At 45.5% G+C, this 19,267-nt stretch carries 18 protein-coding genes and 1 pseudogene; 3 read left to right on the forward strand and 16 right to left on the reverse strand.

What is annotated here, in order from left to right:
* Positions 1 to 336: 336 nt before the first annotated feature.
* On the forward strand, positions 337 to 1,677 hold the full coding sequence (locus tag DSOL_RS15165) for an acetyl-CoA hydrolase/transferase family protein (RefSeq protein ID WP_075365674.1): 1,341 nt from the start codon (positions 337 to 339) through the stop codon (positions 1,675 to 1,677).
* A gap of 357 nt (positions 1,678 to 2,034) precedes the next feature.
* Here DSOL_RS15165 and DSOL_RS15170 read toward each other — a convergent pair whose 3' ends face one another.
* The 10 genes and pseudogenes from DSOL_RS15170 to DSOL_RS15220 form a co-directional block, all read right to left on the reverse strand.
* Positions 2,035 to 2,355 carry an AzlD domain-containing protein gene (locus tag DSOL_RS15170; protein ID WP_075365675.1) on the reverse strand — a complete coding sequence of 107 codons (321 nt, stop codon included), beginning with the start codon at positions 2,353 to 2,355 and terminating at the stop codon, positions 2,035 to 2,037.
* Positions 2,356 to 2,381: 26 nt separating this feature from the next.
* The gene (locus tag DSOL_RS15175) at positions 2,382 to 3,122 is read right to left on the reverse strand and encodes an AzlC family ABC transporter permease (RefSeq protein ID WP_075365676.1); all 741 of its coding nucleotides are present in this window, start codon (positions 3,120 to 3,122) and stop codon (positions 2,382 to 2,384) included.
* The gene (aroA, locus tag DSOL_RS15180; protein WP_075365677.1) at positions 3,119 to 4,405 is read right to left on the reverse strand and encodes a 3-phosphoshikimate 1-carboxyvinyltransferase; all 1,287 of its coding nucleotides are present in this window, start codon (positions 4,403 to 4,405) and stop codon (positions 3,119 to 3,121) included. Before aroA ends, DSOL_RS15175 begins: the two co-directional genes overlap by 4 nt.
* A 28-nt stretch (positions 4,406 to 4,433) precedes the next feature.
* Positions 4,434 to 5,330 (reverse strand): prephenate dehydrogenase, encoded by an 897-nt coding sequence (locus tag DSOL_RS15185; protein WP_075365678.1) that lies wholly within the window; start codon positions 5,328 to 5,330, stop codon positions 4,434 to 4,436.
* 4 nt (positions 5,331 to 5,334) lie between these two features.
* A complete protein-coding gene (aroF, locus tag DSOL_RS15190) occupies positions 5,335 to 6,354 on the reverse strand; it encodes a 3-deoxy-7-phosphoheptulonate synthase (protein WP_075365679.1) in 1,020 nt (339 codons plus the stop codon).
* A gap of 383 nt (positions 6,355 to 6,737) precedes the next feature.
* A pseudogene (aroF, locus tag DSOL_RS15195) lies at positions 6,738 to 7,559 on the reverse strand (3-deoxy-7-phosphoheptulonate synthase); the annotation flags it as partial.
* Between the two features lie 43 nt (positions 7,560 to 7,602).
* Positions 7,603 to 7,971 (reverse strand): chorismate mutase, encoded by a 369-nt coding sequence (gene aroH, locus DSOL_RS15200; RefSeq protein ID WP_075365681.1) that lies wholly within the window; start codon positions 7,969 to 7,971, stop codon positions 7,603 to 7,605.
* Positions 7,972 to 7,985: 14 nt separating this feature from the next.
* Positions 7,986 to 8,402, reverse strand: coding sequence for a HutP family protein (locus tag DSOL_RS15205; RefSeq protein WP_075365682.1), 417 nt, complete (start codon positions 8,400 to 8,402; stop codon positions 7,986 to 7,988).
* A 248-nt stretch (positions 8,403 to 8,650) separates the two neighbouring features.
* Positions 8,651 to 9,139 (reverse strand): hypothetical protein, encoded by a 489-nt coding sequence (locus DSOL_RS15215; RefSeq protein WP_075365684.1) that lies wholly within the window; start codon positions 9,137 to 9,139, stop codon positions 8,651 to 8,653.
* Positions 9,140 to 9,180: 41 nt separating this feature from the next.
* Positions 9,181 to 10,440: a BaiN/RdsA family NAD(P)/FAD-dependent oxidoreductase gene (locus DSOL_RS15220; protein WP_075365685.1), complete on the reverse strand. Its 1,260-nt coding sequence runs from the start codon at positions 10,438 to 10,440 to the stop codon at positions 9,181 to 9,183.
* Positions 10,441 to 10,654: 214 nt separating this feature from the next.
* Between DSOL_RS15220 and DSOL_RS15225 the strand changes: the two genes are divergently transcribed.
* Entirely contained in the window at positions 10,655 to 10,924 is a 270-nt protein-coding gene (locus DSOL_RS15225) for a hypothetical protein (RefSeq protein WP_075365686.1), read from the forward strand.
* A gap of 17 nt (positions 10,925 to 10,941) precedes the next feature.
* The gene (locus DSOL_RS15230) at positions 10,942 to 11,850 is read left to right on the forward strand and encodes a phosphatase PAP2 family protein (protein WP_235838843.1); all 909 of its coding nucleotides are present in this window, start codon (positions 10,942 to 10,944) and stop codon (positions 11,848 to 11,850) included.
* Here DSOL_RS15230 and DSOL_RS15235 read toward each other — a convergent pair.
* The 6 genes from DSOL_RS15235 to DSOL_RS15260 form a co-directional block, all read right to left on the reverse strand.
* Positions 11,794 to 12,855, reverse strand: coding sequence for a 4Fe-4S binding protein (locus DSOL_RS15235; protein ID WP_075365687.1), 1,062 nt, complete (start codon positions 12,853 to 12,855; stop codon positions 11,794 to 11,796). The genes DSOL_RS15230 and DSOL_RS15235 overlap by 57 nt on opposite strands.
* A 68-nt stretch (positions 12,856 to 12,923) precedes the next feature.
* Complete coding sequence (locus tag DSOL_RS15240) at positions 12,924 to 13,640, reverse strand: FadR/GntR family transcriptional regulator (RefSeq protein ID WP_075365688.1); 717 nt, start codon at positions 13,638 to 13,640, stop codon at positions 12,924 to 12,926.
* Positions 13,641 to 13,833: 193 nt separating this feature from the next.
* Positions 13,834 to 15,135, reverse strand: a complete 1,302-nt coding sequence (locus DSOL_RS15245) for a (Fe-S)-binding protein (RefSeq protein ID WP_075365689.1) — start codon at positions 15,133 to 15,135, stop codon at positions 13,834 to 13,836.
* Between the two features lie 2 nt (positions 15,136 to 15,137).
* The gene (locus DSOL_RS15250; protein ID WP_075365690.1) at positions 15,138 to 16,526 is read right to left on the reverse strand and encodes an FAD-binding oxidoreductase; all 1,389 of its coding nucleotides are present in this window, start codon (positions 16,524 to 16,526) and stop codon (positions 15,138 to 15,140) included.
* Positions 16,527 to 16,715: 189 nt separating this feature from the next.
* Positions 16,716 to 18,398 (reverse strand): L-lactate permease, encoded by a 1,683-nt coding sequence (locus DSOL_RS15255; protein WP_075365691.1) that lies wholly within the window; start codon positions 18,396 to 18,398, stop codon positions 16,716 to 16,718.
* A 291-nt stretch (positions 18,399 to 18,689) separates the two neighbouring features.
* Complete coding sequence (locus DSOL_RS15260; RefSeq protein ID WP_075365692.1) at positions 18,690 to 19,154, reverse strand: hypothetical protein; 465 nt, start codon at positions 19,152 to 19,154, stop codon at positions 18,690 to 18,692.
* Positions 19,155 to 19,267: the final 113 nt, after the last annotated feature.

The raw sequence follows: 19,267 nt of genomic DNA on the forward strand, positions 1-19,267 counted from the left end.
CAGACGAAAGGAAGGTGGCGTCTTTATTATCAATGGATAACATAAACGTAATTTATGAGAGGAGGAATTTAGACCACGGATGCTCAACCAATTCTTGAAAAAACTTTCAAGTAAGTTCTCTATGTTATAAAACTCTTATTTTGTATTAACACTGGTATTGGTATATGGCCAAGATTTTGACCAGTACTAGTTAAATAGCTAGTTAATTTAGGCATGCAGTCTACTTCTATTCTTGCACAGATGGCTGGTGCTTTTCAGATTCGATCAGTAGCCGGGGTGGTGCTGGTGGTGGCCATATTCTGGGCCATTGCTACAAGAAAAAAGGAGGATGGTATTTTGTACGCCAATGAATATAGAAATAAATTACGTACCCCAGAAGAAGCGGTTAAAGTCGTTAAATCCGGTGATTGGGTTTTTATGAGCCATTTTGCAATGTTCCCGCAGGCTTTAGATGAAGCCTTATCCAAGCGGGTTGGTGAGGTACACGATGTTATGGTTAGAAGTGTGTGCGCTACAGTATCCCCAAAAATATGCGCCGCTGATCCAGAGAAAAAGAGTTTCACATATATGAGTGGCTATTTAAGTGGGCATGAAAGAAAACTGGGCGAGAAAGGCCTTTGCTATTATATTCCGGGCAATTATAGCGCCAGTCCTACAAACATACGCAATGGAAATATGTATCCGCCTGACGTCGCCATGATTCAAACGACTCCCCCGGATAACAATGGATACTTCAACTTTGGTACCTCAGTATCCTATGCGCGTGCTACCTGCGAAAAAGCCAAAACAATTATCCTAGAGGTAAATGATCAAGTTCCTTGGGTGTTGGGTGGTGAGCAGGAAAGTATACACATTTCTGAAGTAGACTATATTGTGGAAAAAAGTTATCCTTTGCCTCAGCTACCACCAACTAATACAGAGACTGAAGCCGAAAGGGCCATTGCCTCAATATTGATTGAAGAAATCGAGGATGGAAGTTGTTTGCAATTTGGTATTGGGGGCATGCCCAATACTATCGCCAAGATGATAGCTGACAGCGATCTGAAAAATTTAGGCATTCATTCAGAAATGGCTACCACCTCATACATCGATCTGATATTGAAGGGCAAAGTTAATGGATCAATGAAGAACATTGACAGGTATAAGACTGTCTTCACGTTCGCAATGGGTACACAACAGCTCTATGATTTCCTCGACAGAAATCCCTCTTTTGCCAGCTACCCGGTAGATATAACCAATAATCCAAACCGGATTGCCTTAAATGACAAACAAATTGCTATAAATAATACGGTTGAAATCGATCTGCTAGGACAGATAAGCTCAGAATCATCGGGAACTAGACAAATATCTGGTACGGGTGGGCAAGTGGATTTTACTATGGGAGCCTCCCAGTCTAAAGGAGGAAAACCCTTTATATGTATGAGTTCAACTACCATGCATGGTGGGAAGTTAACATCCAGAATCGTGCCTAGTATAAAGACTTTCTCCGCCGTTACTTGCCCTCGAACAATCGCCCCAACGATTGTTACAGAATATGGTAAGGCTCAGTTAACTGGTAAATCTACTTTTAAACGAGCTGAAATGCTGATCGAGTTAGCCCATCCGGATTTCCGCGAGGATTTGATTAAAGCTGCTCAAGCCCAGAACATTTGGACCAGAACCAACAAAATTTCTTAGTGCAGACTGTTATTTGACACATGATTATTAGTAATTAACAATGGCATTAAGATTGACTTTAAAATTAAAGTAATGGTTGGCCAACTAAAAAGTGCCAGCAGAAGTTAAACATTCTTAACTCTCCAACTTCAAAATCTGATTAGACTTGGGCCTATTTTGAAGTTGGAGAGTTATTTGATTAGGGGTATATAAATAATAAGATGTTTGAACTTTTAAAAACAAAGTCCCTCCCCTTTGTGTGGGAGGGACTTTGCCTTTAAATGCATTATACTCGATATCCCGAGTAATAAGAAGTTTATAAGTTTTCGGTTGCCTCCAATACCTATTCTTATATATTTCTGCATATTTACTGATTTTCTACATCAATAACTTATCAAGTCCCCAGAACACGCTCATTCCAAAGATAATCCCCAAAAAAAGATTGGGTACAAATCGAGCAAAAATAAAGGTTAAGACTCCAGCCCATAGATAGGGGTTATGTATTAGAACAATCGTTCCTCCCGGTGTCACCAACTCAGGAACAACTAAGGCAGCCAATAAGGCTATTGGAACCAATTCTATAAAATCCCGGGCAAAGCCCTGGACATTTCTTCCTTTAAAAAGAAGGAAAGGTAGAACACGCGAACCATAAGTGACTAAAGTCATTAATAAAATCGTCTCTAGAAATTGGAGTGACACAGTTCTCCCCCCTCCACTTTTTCAGTTTACAGCTCAATGGTGCCTTCTTGCAGTTGTTCTGGTGAAGGGTTTCTTTTACGCCACCATGCCCCAATTCCTGCGGCGAGAGCCACACTTAAAATAAGATAGATCTTTCCCGGAAGAACCATTTTGAAAACAATAGCCAATATTGAGGCTAGAACATAGGTCATAAAATTCTTCTTCGAGAGCGACGTTGTCGTCAAAATAATGAATAAGGCTAAGAGGGCAAATTGAAAGCCGGAGAATTGGATTGGCAACCATTTTCCGATCACCCCTCCAAGGAGCGTAAATATAACCCAAGATGCAAAGGCGCCTGAGTTAATTCCAAGCATGACCCGGCGGCGGTCTTCTTCGTTCGCTACATCTTGCAAAACCCTCGTATTGAGCACAAACGTTTCATCTGTGAGCCCCTGGGCCAACCCCAATGACCAAGGAAGCGTTCTGTCGGGGAAAAAAGGAACGGAAGATAAACTCATAAGGAAATGGCGAATATTAATAATCAGGGTGGTCAAGCCAATCATCCAAACGGTTGCCCCCTGATGAATCATTTCGATCGCAATAAACTGTGACGCACCCGCAAAAACAAAGAAAGACATCAGCCCAGCTTGCCAAACGCTAAGGCCATATTGGGAAGCTAAAATTCCGAATGTTATTGCTACTGGCGCATAACCAATTCCAATTGTCAGCGATTGACGTAGTCCAAAAATAAGCCCCTTCTTTACTCCAAGTGATGAACTTCGGTTCATTGAGCTACCTTCTTGATTACGCTCAGAAAATCCGGATACGATACATCCGCTGCCTCCATGTTTTCCACACTAACCCCTTCCTTAGATACAAGTCCAGCGATAGCCCATGCCATAGCCAAGCGATGATCTCCTAGGCTACTCGCTTGTCCACCACGCAAGGAAGTCTGACCTTGTATACGCAATCCATCGGGCAGTTCTTCAACCTTAGCCCCCAAGGCGTTTAATCCCACAGCTACAGTACGGATACGGTCAGTTTCCTTAACTCGCAGTTCTGCGGCATCCCGAATGACGGTTTCCCCTTCAGCAAAGCTTGCAGCTACTGCCAAAATGGGGATTTCATCAATCAGGCGCGGAATCAGAGTCCCTCCAATTTCGATTCCCTTAAGTTGTGCAGGACGAACACGTAACGTGGCCCTAGGTTCACCACAGATTTCCGATACATTGAGTAACTCGATATCCGCCCCCATTGCTTTTAGGGCGTCTAAGATCCCTGTTCGGGTCGGATTCACGCCGACATTCGGCAGGATCATCTCTCCACGTCCCACCAAACTTCCTAAGACAAGGAAAAAGGCAGCCGATGAAATATCGCCTGGGACAGAAACTTTTTGTCCTGTTAGACACCCGCCCCCGTGAACTTTAACCACTGTCTCCTCGCTTTGGACCTCAACTCCGAACCCCCTAAGCATACGTTCGGTATGATCCCTAGAAAGAGCTGGTTCCTCGACTCTCGTTTCTCCGCTCGCTCTTAACCCCGCTAGAATAATGGCTGATTTAACTTGAGCCGAGGCCACAGTTGTGCGAAATACTTGCCCCTGTAGATGACCACCACTCATCGTTAGGGGTGCAAAATCTCCTCCTTTACGCCCCATGATCTGGGCACCCATCTGCTTGAGTGGGTCTGTGACCCGCCGCATCGGACGCGAGCGCAGGGAAGCATCACCAGTCAGTGTGACAGCAAAAGGGCTACCGGCCAACGCGCCAAGCATCAACCGCGAAGTCGTCCCCGAATTACCAGCATCAAGTACGTCTGAAGGTTCCTGCCAGGCTTCCATTCCCTCACCACGAATCCAAACCTCTGTCCCCTGTCTCTCCCAATGGACTCCAAGCTGTTTTAAACACCGAAGCGTGCTTAAACAGTCCTGACCTAATAAGAAATTTGAAACATGAGTTTCTCCGTGGGCCATACCGCCCAAGAGCGCTGCCCTATGGGAAATGGATTTATCGCCCGGAACTTGGATTTCTCCTTCCACGCTGGAGACTGGGTTTATAAACACACCTCGCATTGGTATTAGCCCCCTTAGTCCTAAACTTTTAACTACTTAATATTGATGCATCCCGAACTTCATGAGCTTTGCGAAATGCTTCAGCAATAGACTCTCCGTCTCCTTGCAGTATACACTCTCGCAATTCCCTAATTTTCTCTTCCCAAAGGGTAAGCCCTCCCAGTATTGCATCAGCATTTTTCACCATGATTTCCTTCCACATTTCTGGAGAACTATCGGCAATACGCGTTAACTCTCGAAAACTCCTCCCTGCTAACTCCAAGGCGGACACCCCCTCTTTACCAGCATCCTGCGTTGCTAAAGTTAAGGATACTGCTAACAAATGGGGGATATGACTGACCATTGCCACATCTACATCATGATCCATAGGGTCTCGAAACACGACTTTGGCTCCAAACCCTTCGACTAGTTTCACGAGGGCTTGGACAACATCGCGTGGACAATCAGCTGTTGGGGTTAAGACGTAGGGATATCCGCGAAACAACTCGGAATCAGCAACTTCAAACCCAGACTGTTCCGAACCTGTCATAGGGTGCCCCCCCACAAAATGAAAGTCACGGGTACCTTTTTGATCGACTGTCCCTGACTTTTTACAAATCTCACTCTTTAGGCTTCCCACATCGGTGACGACCGCTCCCTTAGGAATCTTACCGACCAATTGATCTAGACCCTTCGTCAATTCCTGCAAGGGAAGTGCTAAGACAACCAAATCAACCTCTAGAAACTTCGGCATAGCTGTCCACCCTGTCTTAATCCACCCCCGACGCACGGCTTCATCGATACTAGCCTTTTCCGGATCAACCGCAAACACTTCCCATCCAGCAAGATGTAAAGCACCTGCCCAAGACCCGCCGATCAGCCCCAAACCAAGGATGCAAGCCTTCGGAACACGAAGGCCTGACCATCCAGGTGTCAAATTCTCCACTCACTCACTCCCCCAATTTACGATCTAGGGCGAGAGTAAGCCTAGCCAAATCAGCCATCATACCTTGGAATGTCTCTGGTGTTAAGGACTGTTTTCCATCTGAAACGGCCTTTTCGGGATGTGGATGAACTTCGACTATTAAACCGTCTGCTCCGGCAGCCAGTGCCGCTTTCGCCATGGGGTGAACCAGCTGCCAGCGTCCAGTTCCATGACTGGGGTCAACAATGACTGGAAGGTGAGAAAGAGCATGCAGAGCAGGGACCATACTTAAATCAAGCGTGTTCCGCGTATAACTTTCAAAGGTCCGAATGCCCCGTTCACAGAACATCACCTGGTAATTTCCCCCATCCATGATATACTCTGCCGCCATCATCCATTCTTCTAAAGTTGCCGATGGCCCTCTTTTGAGAAGGACAGGTTTCCCACACTTGGCCACTGCTTTGAGAAGAATAAAGTTCTGCATATTTCGGGCACCAATTTGGAGAACATCCGAATAATCAGCTACTAATGAAACATCTTGGGCATCAATAACTTCTGTGATGACCAATAGTCCTGTTTCTGCACGGGCTTCGGCCAAATAACGCAATCCCTCTTCTTCTAATCCTTGGAAGGAATAGGGGGACGTGCGCGGTTTAAAGGCACCACCCCGCAGAAAGGTTGCCCCAGCCTCGCGTACAGCGTGAGCCGTTTCCAAGATCTGCGCTCTGCTTTCGACAGCACAAGGGCCCGCCATAACATGGACATTGCTGCCCCCGATTTCATGTTCACCAATACGGATAATACTATCCGCAGGGTGAAACTCACGGCTGACTAATTTATACGGTGCCATTATAGGCACGACTTTTTCTACCCAAGGCAATGCTTCCAAATCGAGCGCTTCAATTCGCATGCGGTCTCCTATGGCCCCCATGATCGTTTTCTCGACCCCTTCGGAAAGATGAACTTTGAGTCCCTCTTCTGTTAACCGTGTGGAAACCTCCTCAACCTGTTCTACCGTCGCACCCTTTTTCAAAACAATAATCATTTTACCCGACCCCTTTCTACCATTCTACATTATTTCGTACCAGTTTCTAAACTATTCTTGCACCTTAATCTCCCGCGACTTCTACGCAAGTTAGGGACGGTTCTTGACTTGCATTCTTGACTTGCATTACACATCGGGCTACTCGATTAAGAAAAAAGGTATAAAAAAGCACCCTGAATAGAGGGTGCCCTGACTCCTAATCGCTCCCATCCTACTCTTTTCCTTTTAGCGAGTCCTTCAATGTGAAACACCCACTGTAACACACAGTCACCATTCTACATAAGCTTTGCCAAACAAAGCTTGCTAATCCATCACGAGATTAAAGGTTAAATTTAAACCATCTTACCACAGGAAGGGCTGTTCTCACAACCCCTATAACACAATTAAATCTCTCGACCCACTGCTTTGGCCACAGGCCCTACCTTTTCCATAAGTTCCGCAAAATGTTCAAAGTTTAACGATTGATCCCCATCACTCAAGGCCTGATCCGGCTGAGGATGAACTTCAATCATTAAGCCGTCTGCACCTGCTGCAATTCCCGCTAGAGCGACTGGATTGACCAGTGACCATCTTCCAGTACCATGACTGGGGTCTAAAACAACGGGAAGATTGGTGAGTTCTTTTAAGGCAGGGATTGCCGAAATATCCACTGTGTTTCGGGTATACGTCTCATAAGTCCTAATTCCCCGTTCACATAAGACGACCTGATCATTGCCTTCGCTCATGATATACTCCGCAGCATAAATCCATTCTTCTAGCGTTGCAGAGAGACCTCGTTTTAATAGAACCGGGTGCTTTGTCTTTCCGACTTCAGTTAACAGCGTGTAATTCTGCATATTGCGTGATCCAATTTGAAACATGTCTGCAACTTCCGCAATTCGTTCAATGTCGCGAGCATCCATAACTTCCGTAACGACGGGAAGGCCAGTCAGTGCCTTGACCTGGGATAAAATCTCCAAGCCGCTTTCCCCTTTTCCACGAAAAGAATAAGGGGAGCTCCTTGGCTTATAAGCCCCACCTCTGAGTAGTGTCGCTCCTAGACGCTTAACTTCTAGAGCCGTACTCAATAATTGCTCATAACTTTCGATGGCACACGGACCAGCAACAACGACCAATTGAGGGCCGCCGATGATAACATCTCCCACTCGAACCGTCGTGGTTTCTTGTTGTTGATCTTTTCGTCGAGCGATTAGATTCACCGCGTTCCCCTCTTCCTCATTTTCCGCTTAATCTATTAAATCGTCTACTTTAACTATCTCCATCTACAAGATCTTTACGCAGTGATACGGCATTGCGTAAAAAAACGTGCCGTATTTCCCTTTGGGAACGTTCAGTGTTAACGTGTAACAGCACACGAATACAGCGTGGGAGTGCACCGGGAACTGGGATTTCTGTCGCACAAAGCAACGGTACCAACTGCCACCCTATCTCACGGGCACTAGACGCAGGGAAATCCGCATTTAAATCCGACGTCACGGTGAAGATGGCACTGACCAGGTCTTCTGTACACAGCTGATTTTCATCGAGGATCATTTTTAAAAGTTCCATAGTCGCTTCACGAATCTCCGCGGCATCATTGCGCTCGACCGTTGTCGCACCTCTAATACCTCGCACCATGTGTTAACCCCCTTTTATTCTTTGGGAGCGACGCGATGTCCCAGTCCTACAGCCACCTCGTCCAAATGTAAGAGCCCGATTCCAAAAAAGATCGCAACACTGAGATGATCATCCTGACGTGCAATTCCAATCTTGCCACCAATATTCAGACCCATGGCCTTATTCATAATTTGACTTAAGGCCTCGCGAGTAGCACCGGCTACTGCCCCTTCATCCCCATGTGTCTCGTGAATAGCACCTTCGCGCTTAGCGGCTACAATAGCGCGTTCGATAATCTTGCGAACCGAGCTGACATATTCTCCACCATAATCGACAGCAGCAGTTTTAACCCCCAACCGCAAGTAAGACTCTTTTAAATGGGTCTCTTCTTCTCTGCTCTCTGTCATAGCCATCTTTAAGGCAGCGAGCGCAATTTTCTTACTTTGTGTCATTAGAGTGTTCTTCCTTTCCCTCTAGTTTCACTTGTGCTTCTGACAGGTGCAAAGGAATACTGGTATAAAAAGACACCTCTCAGGTGTCTTTGCTTCATCGTAAACCGTCCCACCATTCTTCCTTTATATAATTCACTTATTGTGGTCTGTCCTACCGTACTACCCTCCTTTTTAAAAAACACCAAACTATTGCCACTAAATACTATAGTTGAGAGCAATTATAGTACTCCAAGGCATGATTTGCAACACTACGGGTTCACCGTTGGCTTCACCGTGATAGTCTGAATATTTCCCTGTAAAACGACGATCTGATTTTGACGGGGCTCAAGTAATTGAACATCTTTCTTCAAAACTTGCACCCGTACGATCTGCGACACGCCCGTCCCATCGAGTTGAATTTGACCAGCTTGAACCGCTATTTTTTGTTCCCCTTTTGCTAACGAGGCTATCACTTTACCATTTTGGAGCACACGAATCGGAGCAGCAGGTATCGCTTTTAACGTCACCTGCCAAGTCTTAACCGTTTCGGCAAGTGTTGGATTAGTAAGCGTGGGTAATTCTAAGGGAGGAGCTTCCACCTTTGAAGCCACCGCCATGTAAAATTGCAGCGGATCCCTCACCGCGCTTAACTGCATTAATACGAGTAATACTGAGGCTAGAACCATGATTCGGATAATCCGGCGTTCTCCCCGCTGAACTGTAGTCCACATCCATTCTAATACACTTCTTCTGCGCACGTACACCACCTCGAAAAGAGTTTATGCAGAAGGTGTATTAATCAGACCACCGAAAGAGAGCCATCGCATGCAGCACATCCTGCTCGGTAACCCATGGCAAACGCAGCTTGGAGGTTATACCCGCCTGTAATGCCATCGACATCCACAACCTCGCCAGCCCAATAGAGGCCCTCAACACGTTTTGAAGCCATTGTTTTTGGATTGATTTCCTTAACGTCAACTCCCCCAGCCGTTACAATCGCCGCTTCTATAGGAAGAGTTTCCGTAATCGTAAGGGGTAACGCTTGCAACAATCCCACTAAGCGTTTTCGTTCTTCGCGGCTAATTTGATGCACTACCCCCTCTGGGTCAATCCCGCATAAACGGATCATAACTGGGATCAAGCTTTGGGGTAAGAGGTCATCCAGCACATTTTTGAATTGCTTATTGCTATACTTCTGAAAATCGCGTTGGACCCTAGCATCTAACTGTTCTGAGGAAAGGGCTGGTTTCAAATTAATGCGCAACTCAACTTTTTCCCCTCCCCGAAGCCCATCTCCGGCCTGACGGCTTAGCGTTAAAATGATGGGCCCAGACACCCCAAAATGCGTAAACAACATTTCACCAAACTCAGCGGCTTGCTTCTTACCGCTGATCCACAAAGAAACCTCTACATTTCGCAGGGCCAGCCCCTGCAGCTCCTTCACCCACTCTTCGGACGTTTTCAGTGGAATCAATGCAGGCCGTGGGGTGATCACTCGGTGACCCAGTTTGCGAGCAAACCGGAACCCATCTCCGTTCGATCCTGTTGCAGGGTAAGAGGAGCCTCCAGTACAAACGATAACCACAGGAGCCAAATACCGTTTTTGGCCAGGTCCTCGAACCCCTACAACATGCCCTTCCTTAACAATAATTTCTTCCACTGCTATACCAGTTCGTACCTCTACTCCCTTGTCTGACAGAAAGGTCAAGAGGGCTTCAACGACTTTTTCAGCGTCATCGGAGACCGGGAAAACCCGTCCACCCCGTTCAACTTTCGTCTCTACCCCGAAACGGGCAAGAAACTCCCGTAAAGCCACGTTGTCGAAACCTCGCAAAATGCTGTGTAAGAAGCGGCCGTTTCCAGGATAGTGACTTATAAAATCCGAGACATTTTCCTCATTGGTTATGTTACAGCGTCCTTTGCCTGAAATGGCAATTTTCCGTCCCAGGCGTTCCTTCTTTTCTAGCAAGAGCACCTTCAATCCGCCTGCAGCTGCTTGTCCGGCGGCCATCATCCCGGCAGCTCCGCCACCAACTACTATCACCTGATACTCGTTCATTAGTTTATTCCTTTCTTTTGTGACCCTGAAACCCGAAATGCGATAATTGGGGGTAATTTACAGCTCAAAGATAAATTTATCCTACCACATTACACGTTAAAAGTGAATGAATGTCACTTTGCCCATAAAACTCTTCTGTGCTAAGATTGATAATAGAAACCCTAAGACTTTGTCAATCAACAAATAATAAGAATAAAATTAGGAGGAATCGTTCATGAGTCTCGACCAACGCACCACTGTTATAACCCAAATCTCTGCAGCCGCAGCCTGTAATGCCCTAGCTGCGCTTCGTCTCGCCGTCACAGAAGCCTTATCTATGGGCATAAGCCCAGAAGAAATCCAAGAAGTTCTCGCCTTAGCCAAGGATATTCAGCAGCAGCCCATTTCTCATGTCACTCATTTAATAGATCAACTATTACGCGAAACCAAGAAAACGACGCACAAACACAGTGCCCACTGCGATTGCGGTGGTCACCATGCCTAAGACTGGAAAATCGTAAGATGATGCTAGCCTTTTATCAGGCGATTCAATCCTTTCACAATCCAAGCATGGACGCTTTTTTCATCCTGCTTAGCTTCTTAGGAAGCGAACCAACTTACATTCTCTTAATTGCGGTTCTTTTTTGGAATGTAGACAAACGATTTGGTTTTAGACTGGCTGTTTTATTCCTGATATCCATGGCTTTTAACGGCTTTCTCAAAGGTTTTTTTCACACCCAGCGCCCGATCGGCCAACCAGGTATCCGCTCTATTTATCTTTCATCTGCAACTGGGAATTCCTTCCCAAGTGGCCATAGTCAAGGAGCAGCTACTTTTTACTCCTATCTATGGCTGCGTTGGCGCAGGCAAAAGCGATGGCTAGGTATTGGATTTCTCATGATTGTAGGGATTGGTTTTTCAAGATTATATTTGGGGGTACATTGGCCAGGAGACATTCTGGGCGGGTTTCTTTTCGGTGCCATTATGGTCCTAGGGTTTCAACGGCTTGATGAAACCTTGTTTAAACTCCCATTTTCGCTATCCACCAAACTCCTCCTCTCCATCGCCCTCCCTCTGTTATTATTACTTGTTTATCACACTCGTGAGGGGTGGCAAATGGTTGGCTTTGTCATCGGTTTTACCAGCGGATATTTTCTGGAGGATTCATTGTTGGACTATCGAGAGCGCACACGATTTGCCCCATCTCTCTATAAAACACTGGTTGGACTCACTCTGCTGGGACTTTGGGTCTGGCTTTGGCACCCGTTAACCCAACACTATCTTTGGGTTTATCTGCCGGTTCTCACGTTAGGAGGGCTATGGACATCCTTTGGTGCCCCCTATCTATTTCGCCGCTTAGGTTGGGAAGGCCCTCTACAGGAAAAAGGAGCTACCGCTACCCGGATCGCTGGTCGAACAGACCAAACATAACTCTGAGTTATCAAAAATTCGTTTACCACACCGGCTGCAATACTTCGGACTTCCCTCGTGAAGTAATATCTTGCCAGTCAGAAGACGATAGGACAACTGCTTAGTGCTAAATGACAAAGCCAAAGGTCGGCAAATTTCCACACAACGACCACAATGTACACATTTCTGAGGTTCAAGAATAAGACGCAGTGACATGATCTTTTCCTCTTTATCTGCATCTTCGATTACTGGGTTCATTTCTTCACGCTTCTGTAACGCCCCCTGTGGGCAAATCGCTGCACACACCCCGCAACTGGTACACGTATCAGCAACGGTTAGCGCACGGAACGGAATTTTCTCTTCCAAAGTTTTTTCCAAAACTCCAAGGAGCCACTGACGTGATCTTGACATGGGATACGTCTCATCGGCAGTCAGATTGGGTAGCCATTCCTCAATCTTTTTCATGCTTCTTTGCCGCCAACCCGTCATCTCCACACGTCGAACAACAGACTTAGACCCGTCTTCTGTCTCTGACACTACAGTTTCTTCCTCCGGTCGCACTTGTATGCGTACGCTTGCATGGTCTGGCCAGTCCAGATGCACTTGTTTAAACACCTGGACACTAGCAGCACAAGCTTGACGATCCTCGCACTCAGCACAAACTCCCGTCATAATCGTTACAGATTTTTCCCTAGCAAGGAGCATAAGGGTGATCCAGCCGTCCCTATCCAGAATCCCTAGACAAGGTATCTCAAAACCACGGGGAATGGCCTGTGGACAATTTAAAACGATTTCTTTAGCCCCCAGAAGATAATCATGGAGTTGATGCATCGTCTGATCTACAAAACCGTCACTCGGACACACGGCCATGCATGCTCCACATTCTGTGCAAAGTTTGGCGTCTAATTGGCGATATTCCGAAATCGCTTGGTGTGGACAACCCTCTATGCACAATCTACAAGCACGGGCAAACGGTTTTTTTGTGTTAAGACAATTTCCGTTGTGATAGACGATTTGGCATGTCATATTCTTAGCCTCACTATTTTTACTTATTGCCATGACTATTCGTTTTCTAACTACAAAACCCTTCCTTATTATTCAATGTTGGCAAGCATATATTTCGCCAGTTGGTTTTCTACCCCCACTAAGTGCGCTAACATGAGCTTCTGTGCACTCTCCGCATCATGATTTTTAATTGCCTCATAAATTAAAAGATGCTCTTTATATAATCTCTCTGGCGAGTTTGTATCTTCGTAGAGCTTACTTCGACTAGATTTTAAAGTCTTTTGCATGGTATCTGAAATAGTATTCATCAGGCGAAACAGAATCTTGTTATGTGTGGCCCTGGCAATGGCATAATGGAAGTGATGATCTGCTTCCTCCCCCAAGAGTTGCTTTTGGAGGTCCACTCGCATGATTTCTAAGGCTTCAAACATATCGCTCATCTCATCGTCTTCTGCTCTCTCTGCTGCTAACCCAGCAGCCTGAACCTCTAGAATCTTGCGAGCTTCATATAGTTCCAAGTCCGTATCTTTTTCTATAAAGAGCATCCAGGCAAGGGGAGCAACGACTGAATCAATGTTTACCTCTCTGATGTAGGTTCCTTCACCCGAACGTACTTCGATCAGCCCCATCATCTCCAGGGCACTGATTGCTTCGCGAATGGAGGCCCGACTCACCTGAAATCGCTCAACTAGTTCCCGTTCTGAAGGCAAACGGTCGCCTGGTTTCAACTGTCCTTCAGCAACAAGTTGACCTATCTGATCAACAATCTGTTCATAGATTTTTCGTGTTTTAATGGGTTTTAACATTAGCCTATGTCACTCCTTTTGAACCTCTGCTCAAGGAAGACCTCCGCAGGTTCTAGACCATGATAACTTTAAGCCTTTCGTTACCTCCATAGTGTAACATATCACATGACCAAAACCCAATTATATTTCTTTTTTAAAAAAACATGGAAACACTTACTGACAGAAGCGTTTCCATGTTGAATAGCCTTTCCTTTTAAGAACGTTTTAATTCTTTCTTACCTGCACGATAAGATTCTGCCAGAATCTGAATCGTGTGGACTACTTCTTCCTGTATCCCCACATTTTCCACGCCACTTTGCAGCTGCAAGCGGCAAGCTGGACAGCCTGTTGCTACAGTATCCGTATGAGTCTGAGCAATATCGGCTGTTTTACGGTCAGAAATCTGCACGGAGAGATCCGGGTGCACTAGGCTAAATGATCCGGCCATACCACAACAACGGCCCGGCTCTTTCATCTCAATCAATTCTACTCCGGGAATACTTTTCAGGATTTCGCGTGGTTCTTGATGGATCCCCTGTCCACGGTTTAAGTGGCAAGGATCATGATAGGTTACTTTACGCGAAACACGGCCCAAGCCTTCCTTTTTGAAGGGCACTTTATGAATTAAGAACTCCGAAATATCATAAGACTTCCCAGCCCATTTATCCGCCAAGCCTTTGAATTCGGGATCATTTTCTAGCAGCTCGCTAAAGACATGTTTCCAGGCAGTACCTCCGGAAGAGCAAGCCACAACCAAGGCGTCTGCCCCCTTCTTCTCAAAGGCTCGTAAGTTGCGTCTTGCCAAAGCACGCGCTGAGACAACATCCCCATTGACCGAGGCCGGAATACCACAGCAGCCCTGACCGTTCGGTATAACGACTTCGATATCGTTTTCCGTAAGCACCTCGACAACTGCTTTCCCGATATCCGTGTAAAAGTAATTGATCATACATCCCGTAAAGAAGGCCACTCTCATTTTGGGATTTTTGACACGAATGACTTCAGGATATTCGGAACGCAAAGGTTTTTTCGCTAACATAGGAAATACCTTTTCCGTCCCAATCCCAATATCAAAGCGCATCCGCGCCATACGATCGCTTTTATGCGGCAAGTGCTTTAAGGCAACACCTTGGAAAATGCTTCCTGTCTTCATCCCAAAATCGAACATTCGTTGCATTTTCAAGGCGGTGAAGGCAATCTTTTTAACCGGATGCAACCCTTTTTTACGCACAGCCTCTGCCCTAGCGGCAAGGATAATTTTATCAAACCGAACTCCGCACGGACAATTATTATTACATGCCATGCAAGTTGTGCATAGAGAAAAGCGATCGGCCATTCCCTCAGTCATTTCCATTTCTCCTGAGAGAATATATTCCGCTAAACTAATCTTTCCCCTTGCCACTCCAACCTCTTGGCGTGTTTCTTTATAAATGGGACATACGGCCTGACAGTTTCCGCATTTCATGCATTTATGGAGTTCTTCGGTAATCGAATCCAGTGAATCATATACGGACACGATTAGTCCCTCCTTACTATCTTCCCAGGGTTCAACACATAGTTTGGATCCAGGGCTTCTTTAATACGCCGCAATGCCGTTACACCGGCTTCTCCAAATTCCATATCAAGATATTTCATTTTAGCCATACCAATCCCATGTTCACCCGAAAGGGTTCCCCCTAGTGAAATAGCCACTTGGAAAATTTCATCGACAGCCAAGTGGACCCGTTTCATTTCTTCCAGATCTCGTTCATCCGTCAAAATCGTGGGGTGTAAGTTTCCGTCTCCGGCATGTCCAAACGTTGCAATTTGAAGATTATATTTTTCGGCAATTTTACGAATCGCTTTAAGCATATCAGGAATTTTGCTACGTGGAACGGTCGCATCTTCCAGTACAGTCGTCGGTCTCTTTTGAGCGAGAGCGGGAAGAGCACTGCGGCGAGCCAGCCACAGGAGATCGCGTTCTTTATCATCTTTAGCAATATTGACCTGAACGGCCCCTTCTTCTTTCAAAATCCGTTCAACCAAAACAGCTTCCCTTGCGACAACTTCTTTATACCCATCGACTTCACACAAGAGGACTGCTTCGGCATCGAGCGGAAGTCCCGCATGCACAAAGTGCTCTACAGTCTGAATGGTATCGTTATCCATAATCTCCAGGGTCGCTGGAATTACTTTATTACGAATAATGGCCGCGATGGCCTTCCCCGCTTTATCAAGGTTATCAAAGACTGCCAAAATACTTTTCCGTGCCTCAGGAGCAGGTATTAGTTTGACAATTATTTCGGTAATAATCCCCAGGGTTCCTTCAGCGCCTGTGAAGAGGGCCACTAAATCATACCCTGTGACATTCTTAACTGTTTTTCCGCCCCACCGGATAACATCCCCATTGGCTAAGACCACTTTCAAACCCATGATATAATGTTTAGTTACACCGTATTTCAGACCACGCAATCCGCCCGAACACTCTGAAACCGAGCCACCCATAGTAGCAGTGGTGACCGTACCGGGATCTGGCGGATAAATCAAACCATGTTTACCAGCTTCGTCATTGAGCGCTTGAATAATGACACCTGGTTGAACTGTTGCCGTAAGATTGTCTTGGTCTACTTCCAAGATCTTATTTAGATTGAGCATTGAGAGAACGATACCCCCTTCAGTGGGAATGGTTCCCCCACTAAGGTTGGTCCCTGAACCACGAGGATAAATAGGTACATTGTGACGTATGGCTATTTTTACAATTTCTGACACTTGTTCGGTAGAAAGAGGCGAAACCACCACATCCGGCTTATGATGTTTCATCGCAGCGGTTGCGTCATAAGCATAAGTCAATAAGTCTTCTTGCTCTGTGAGGACATTTTCACGACCGAGCACTTGAACAAGTTCTTGCAACACTTCACGAGCTAACATCCTTATACCCCCTTAAAAAACATCTGGTCATTCATCTGACGGTCAGACCACCTAACCATATATTAATTCAATTTTATAGAAATTTCAATATCAAAACTCAATTCTCTTTCAATGAAAATGAAATAAAGTGGGAAGGGTTAAAATGCCACCGCTTCCCACTTTAATCTTACTTTTATACTACGATAAATTTTAGTGTATGAGTGAGGCAATTGTCGGCATTATACCAGCAATCGTCGGAATCATGCCTTGAAGCACATATGCTTGGAGATAAGTCATTATGCAAATGATTGTTAGAAGGAAGAGTGAATGCTTTAAGGTGAAACGGAAGAGGTCAGATTCTCTACCTACTAAACCAGTTGCAGCAGCCGCTACGGCAATGGATTGTGGAGAAATCATTTTGCCCACAACGCCACCTGAGCTGTTGGCAGCAACGGTCAGAACAGGATTTACACCAATTTGTTGAGCTGTTACTTGTTGTAGTTGAGCAAATAAAGCATTAGCAGAAGTGTCAGATCCCGTTAAGAAGACTCCGAGCCAACCAAGGACTGGGGCGAAGAATGGGAACGCATGTCCAGTTTGCGAGAACAAAAGACCAAGGGTGTAAGAAAGCCCTGAGTAGTTCGCAATGTAAGCGAAACCGAGCACTGAACCAATCGTGATAATAGGATAGACCAGTGTTTTTATCGTATTCCCAGCGACCTTACCCGCTCTTGCCGGGCTTATCTGGAGAATGAGCATAGTGATAAGGCTAGTAATCAAGATCGCAGTTCCAGCGGCTGCGAAGAAATCCCACTTGTAACTTGCCGCGTAAATCGCCGGTTTTTTAACAATCGGCATGGTTTTTAAAACTAAGCCGTCCAATGCAGGCCAATGAGGGATCATTACGAACCATTTAAGGCTTTTTCCAATCAGATCTTTAAAACTATTGGTACCCCAAATACCCACCATGATCGTGAGAATTGCAAAAGGAGACCAAGCCTTCATAATTTGACCCGTTGTATACTTTTTAAACTCTGCAACCTTTTCCCCTTTTTCACTCGGAAAACGCCAGATGTTTTTGGGTTTCCAGAATTTAAGCAAGATGACTGTGGAAACGAGGGAGAATAAAGATGCAATGATATCGGGGAGTAGAGGTCCGAGATAATTTGAAGACCACCACTGGGCAATGGCAAAGGTAAATCCTGAAACAGCGATAGCCGGCAGGACTTCTTTAGCCCCTTTCCAACCAGCCATAAGAATAATTAAATATAAGGGAACGAACACTGAAAGGAATGGAAGTTGACGTCCAACAGCCGCAGATATTATGTTTGCATTCATGCCAGTAACTGCACCTGCGGTAATAATCGGAACACCGATTCCCCCGAAAGCAACTGGGGCCGTGTTCGCAATTAGACAAAGTCCCGCAGCATAGAGGGGTTCAAAACCCAAGCCGATCAGGATTGCACCGGATATTGCAACTGGTGTTCCAAATCCTGCAGCTCCCTCCAGAAACGCTCCAAAGGAAAATGCGATAAGAAGTGCTTGAAGACGACGGTCACTGGACAAAGAGGCAATTGAACTTTTAATGATTTCGAACTGTCCAGCCTCAACTGTTAGGTTATACAGAAAAACGGCAGTTACAATGATCCAGGAGATTGGGAACAATCCATTAAGGATTCCCAGCGCACTCGCAGACAGTGCTGTCCCTAGCGGCATCTTGTAAACTATCATAACATCAATAATTGTCAATAAGAGCGTGGTACTTCCGGCAATATGTCCCTTCATGCGTTTAATGGCAAGCGCCCAAAATAAGTAAAAAATCGGAAGGGATACCGCCAACGCCGTGAGTCCAAGACTATTTCCTAAAGCGGCGTAGTTCTGTGTCCATGGCATAATTAGTTCCACCTTTCATTAAAACATGTGTAAAAGCATTTCCATTTCATTCAAACCTTATACGGAACTTACTCTTTACCCTTGGCGTCTTCCTCCCTCCACGTTACTCTCTGCTTTTATTGTGCAACCATTAGGCAGACTGATTGCTGAATGGTCAGACCACCTAAACACATATTAATCTAATCTTGTGAACATTTCAATATGTAAAGAGTTTTATAGAGAAAAAAACAATTTTCACAAAGTTTTTTCAGTTCCGTGTTATCCTTGTTCCCTACCCCCATAGTGAACCAGTTAGCGCGTATATTTCTGTTCGAGAAACTTTATCTCTTGTTGAAACGATTGGCTTATACGATAGAGCAATCGTTCCATGTCCAAGCGGTGAAGCGTGATATTTTCCGGACTAAGAAACTCAATTTTCCGAAATTCAGATTTTATCAACAACGGCAACAAATCGTCGAGATTTTCAATTCGAAGGGTCAATATAATGGGCGCATAAGCGACTTCATGAACACGCTTCCCGTCCCCTTCACTCACCACGTAGATATCTAGGCTCAAATCAACATCTTCAATAAGAATCCCTTGAAGCGGAACATTGCGCAATAAGGCGACCTGCTGTTCTCGCATCGTTTCTGCCATTTGTTCGTTACTCTTGCCTCCAAAGAAAAAGCGTCCACTCCGCGCTTCGCCCCGATAGTCCATGCGAATTCGCACGCGAACATGTTCGACAAGAAGTTCATTACCAATCTTAATTTTCATCATTATTCTCTCCGTTTCTCTATTGCAAGCACTTTATCTTTGAATTTCATCCTCGAAAATATTCTCCATGCGTTTGATTTTCTCCTGCAATCTTTGCTTTACGGTTGTGAATT

It is taken from the genome of Desulfosporosinus metallidurans, assembly GCF_001936615.1.
Classification (GTDB): domain Bacteria; phylum Bacillota; class Desulfitobacteriia; order Desulfitobacteriales; family Desulfitobacteriaceae; genus Desulfosporosinus; species Desulfosporosinus metallidurans.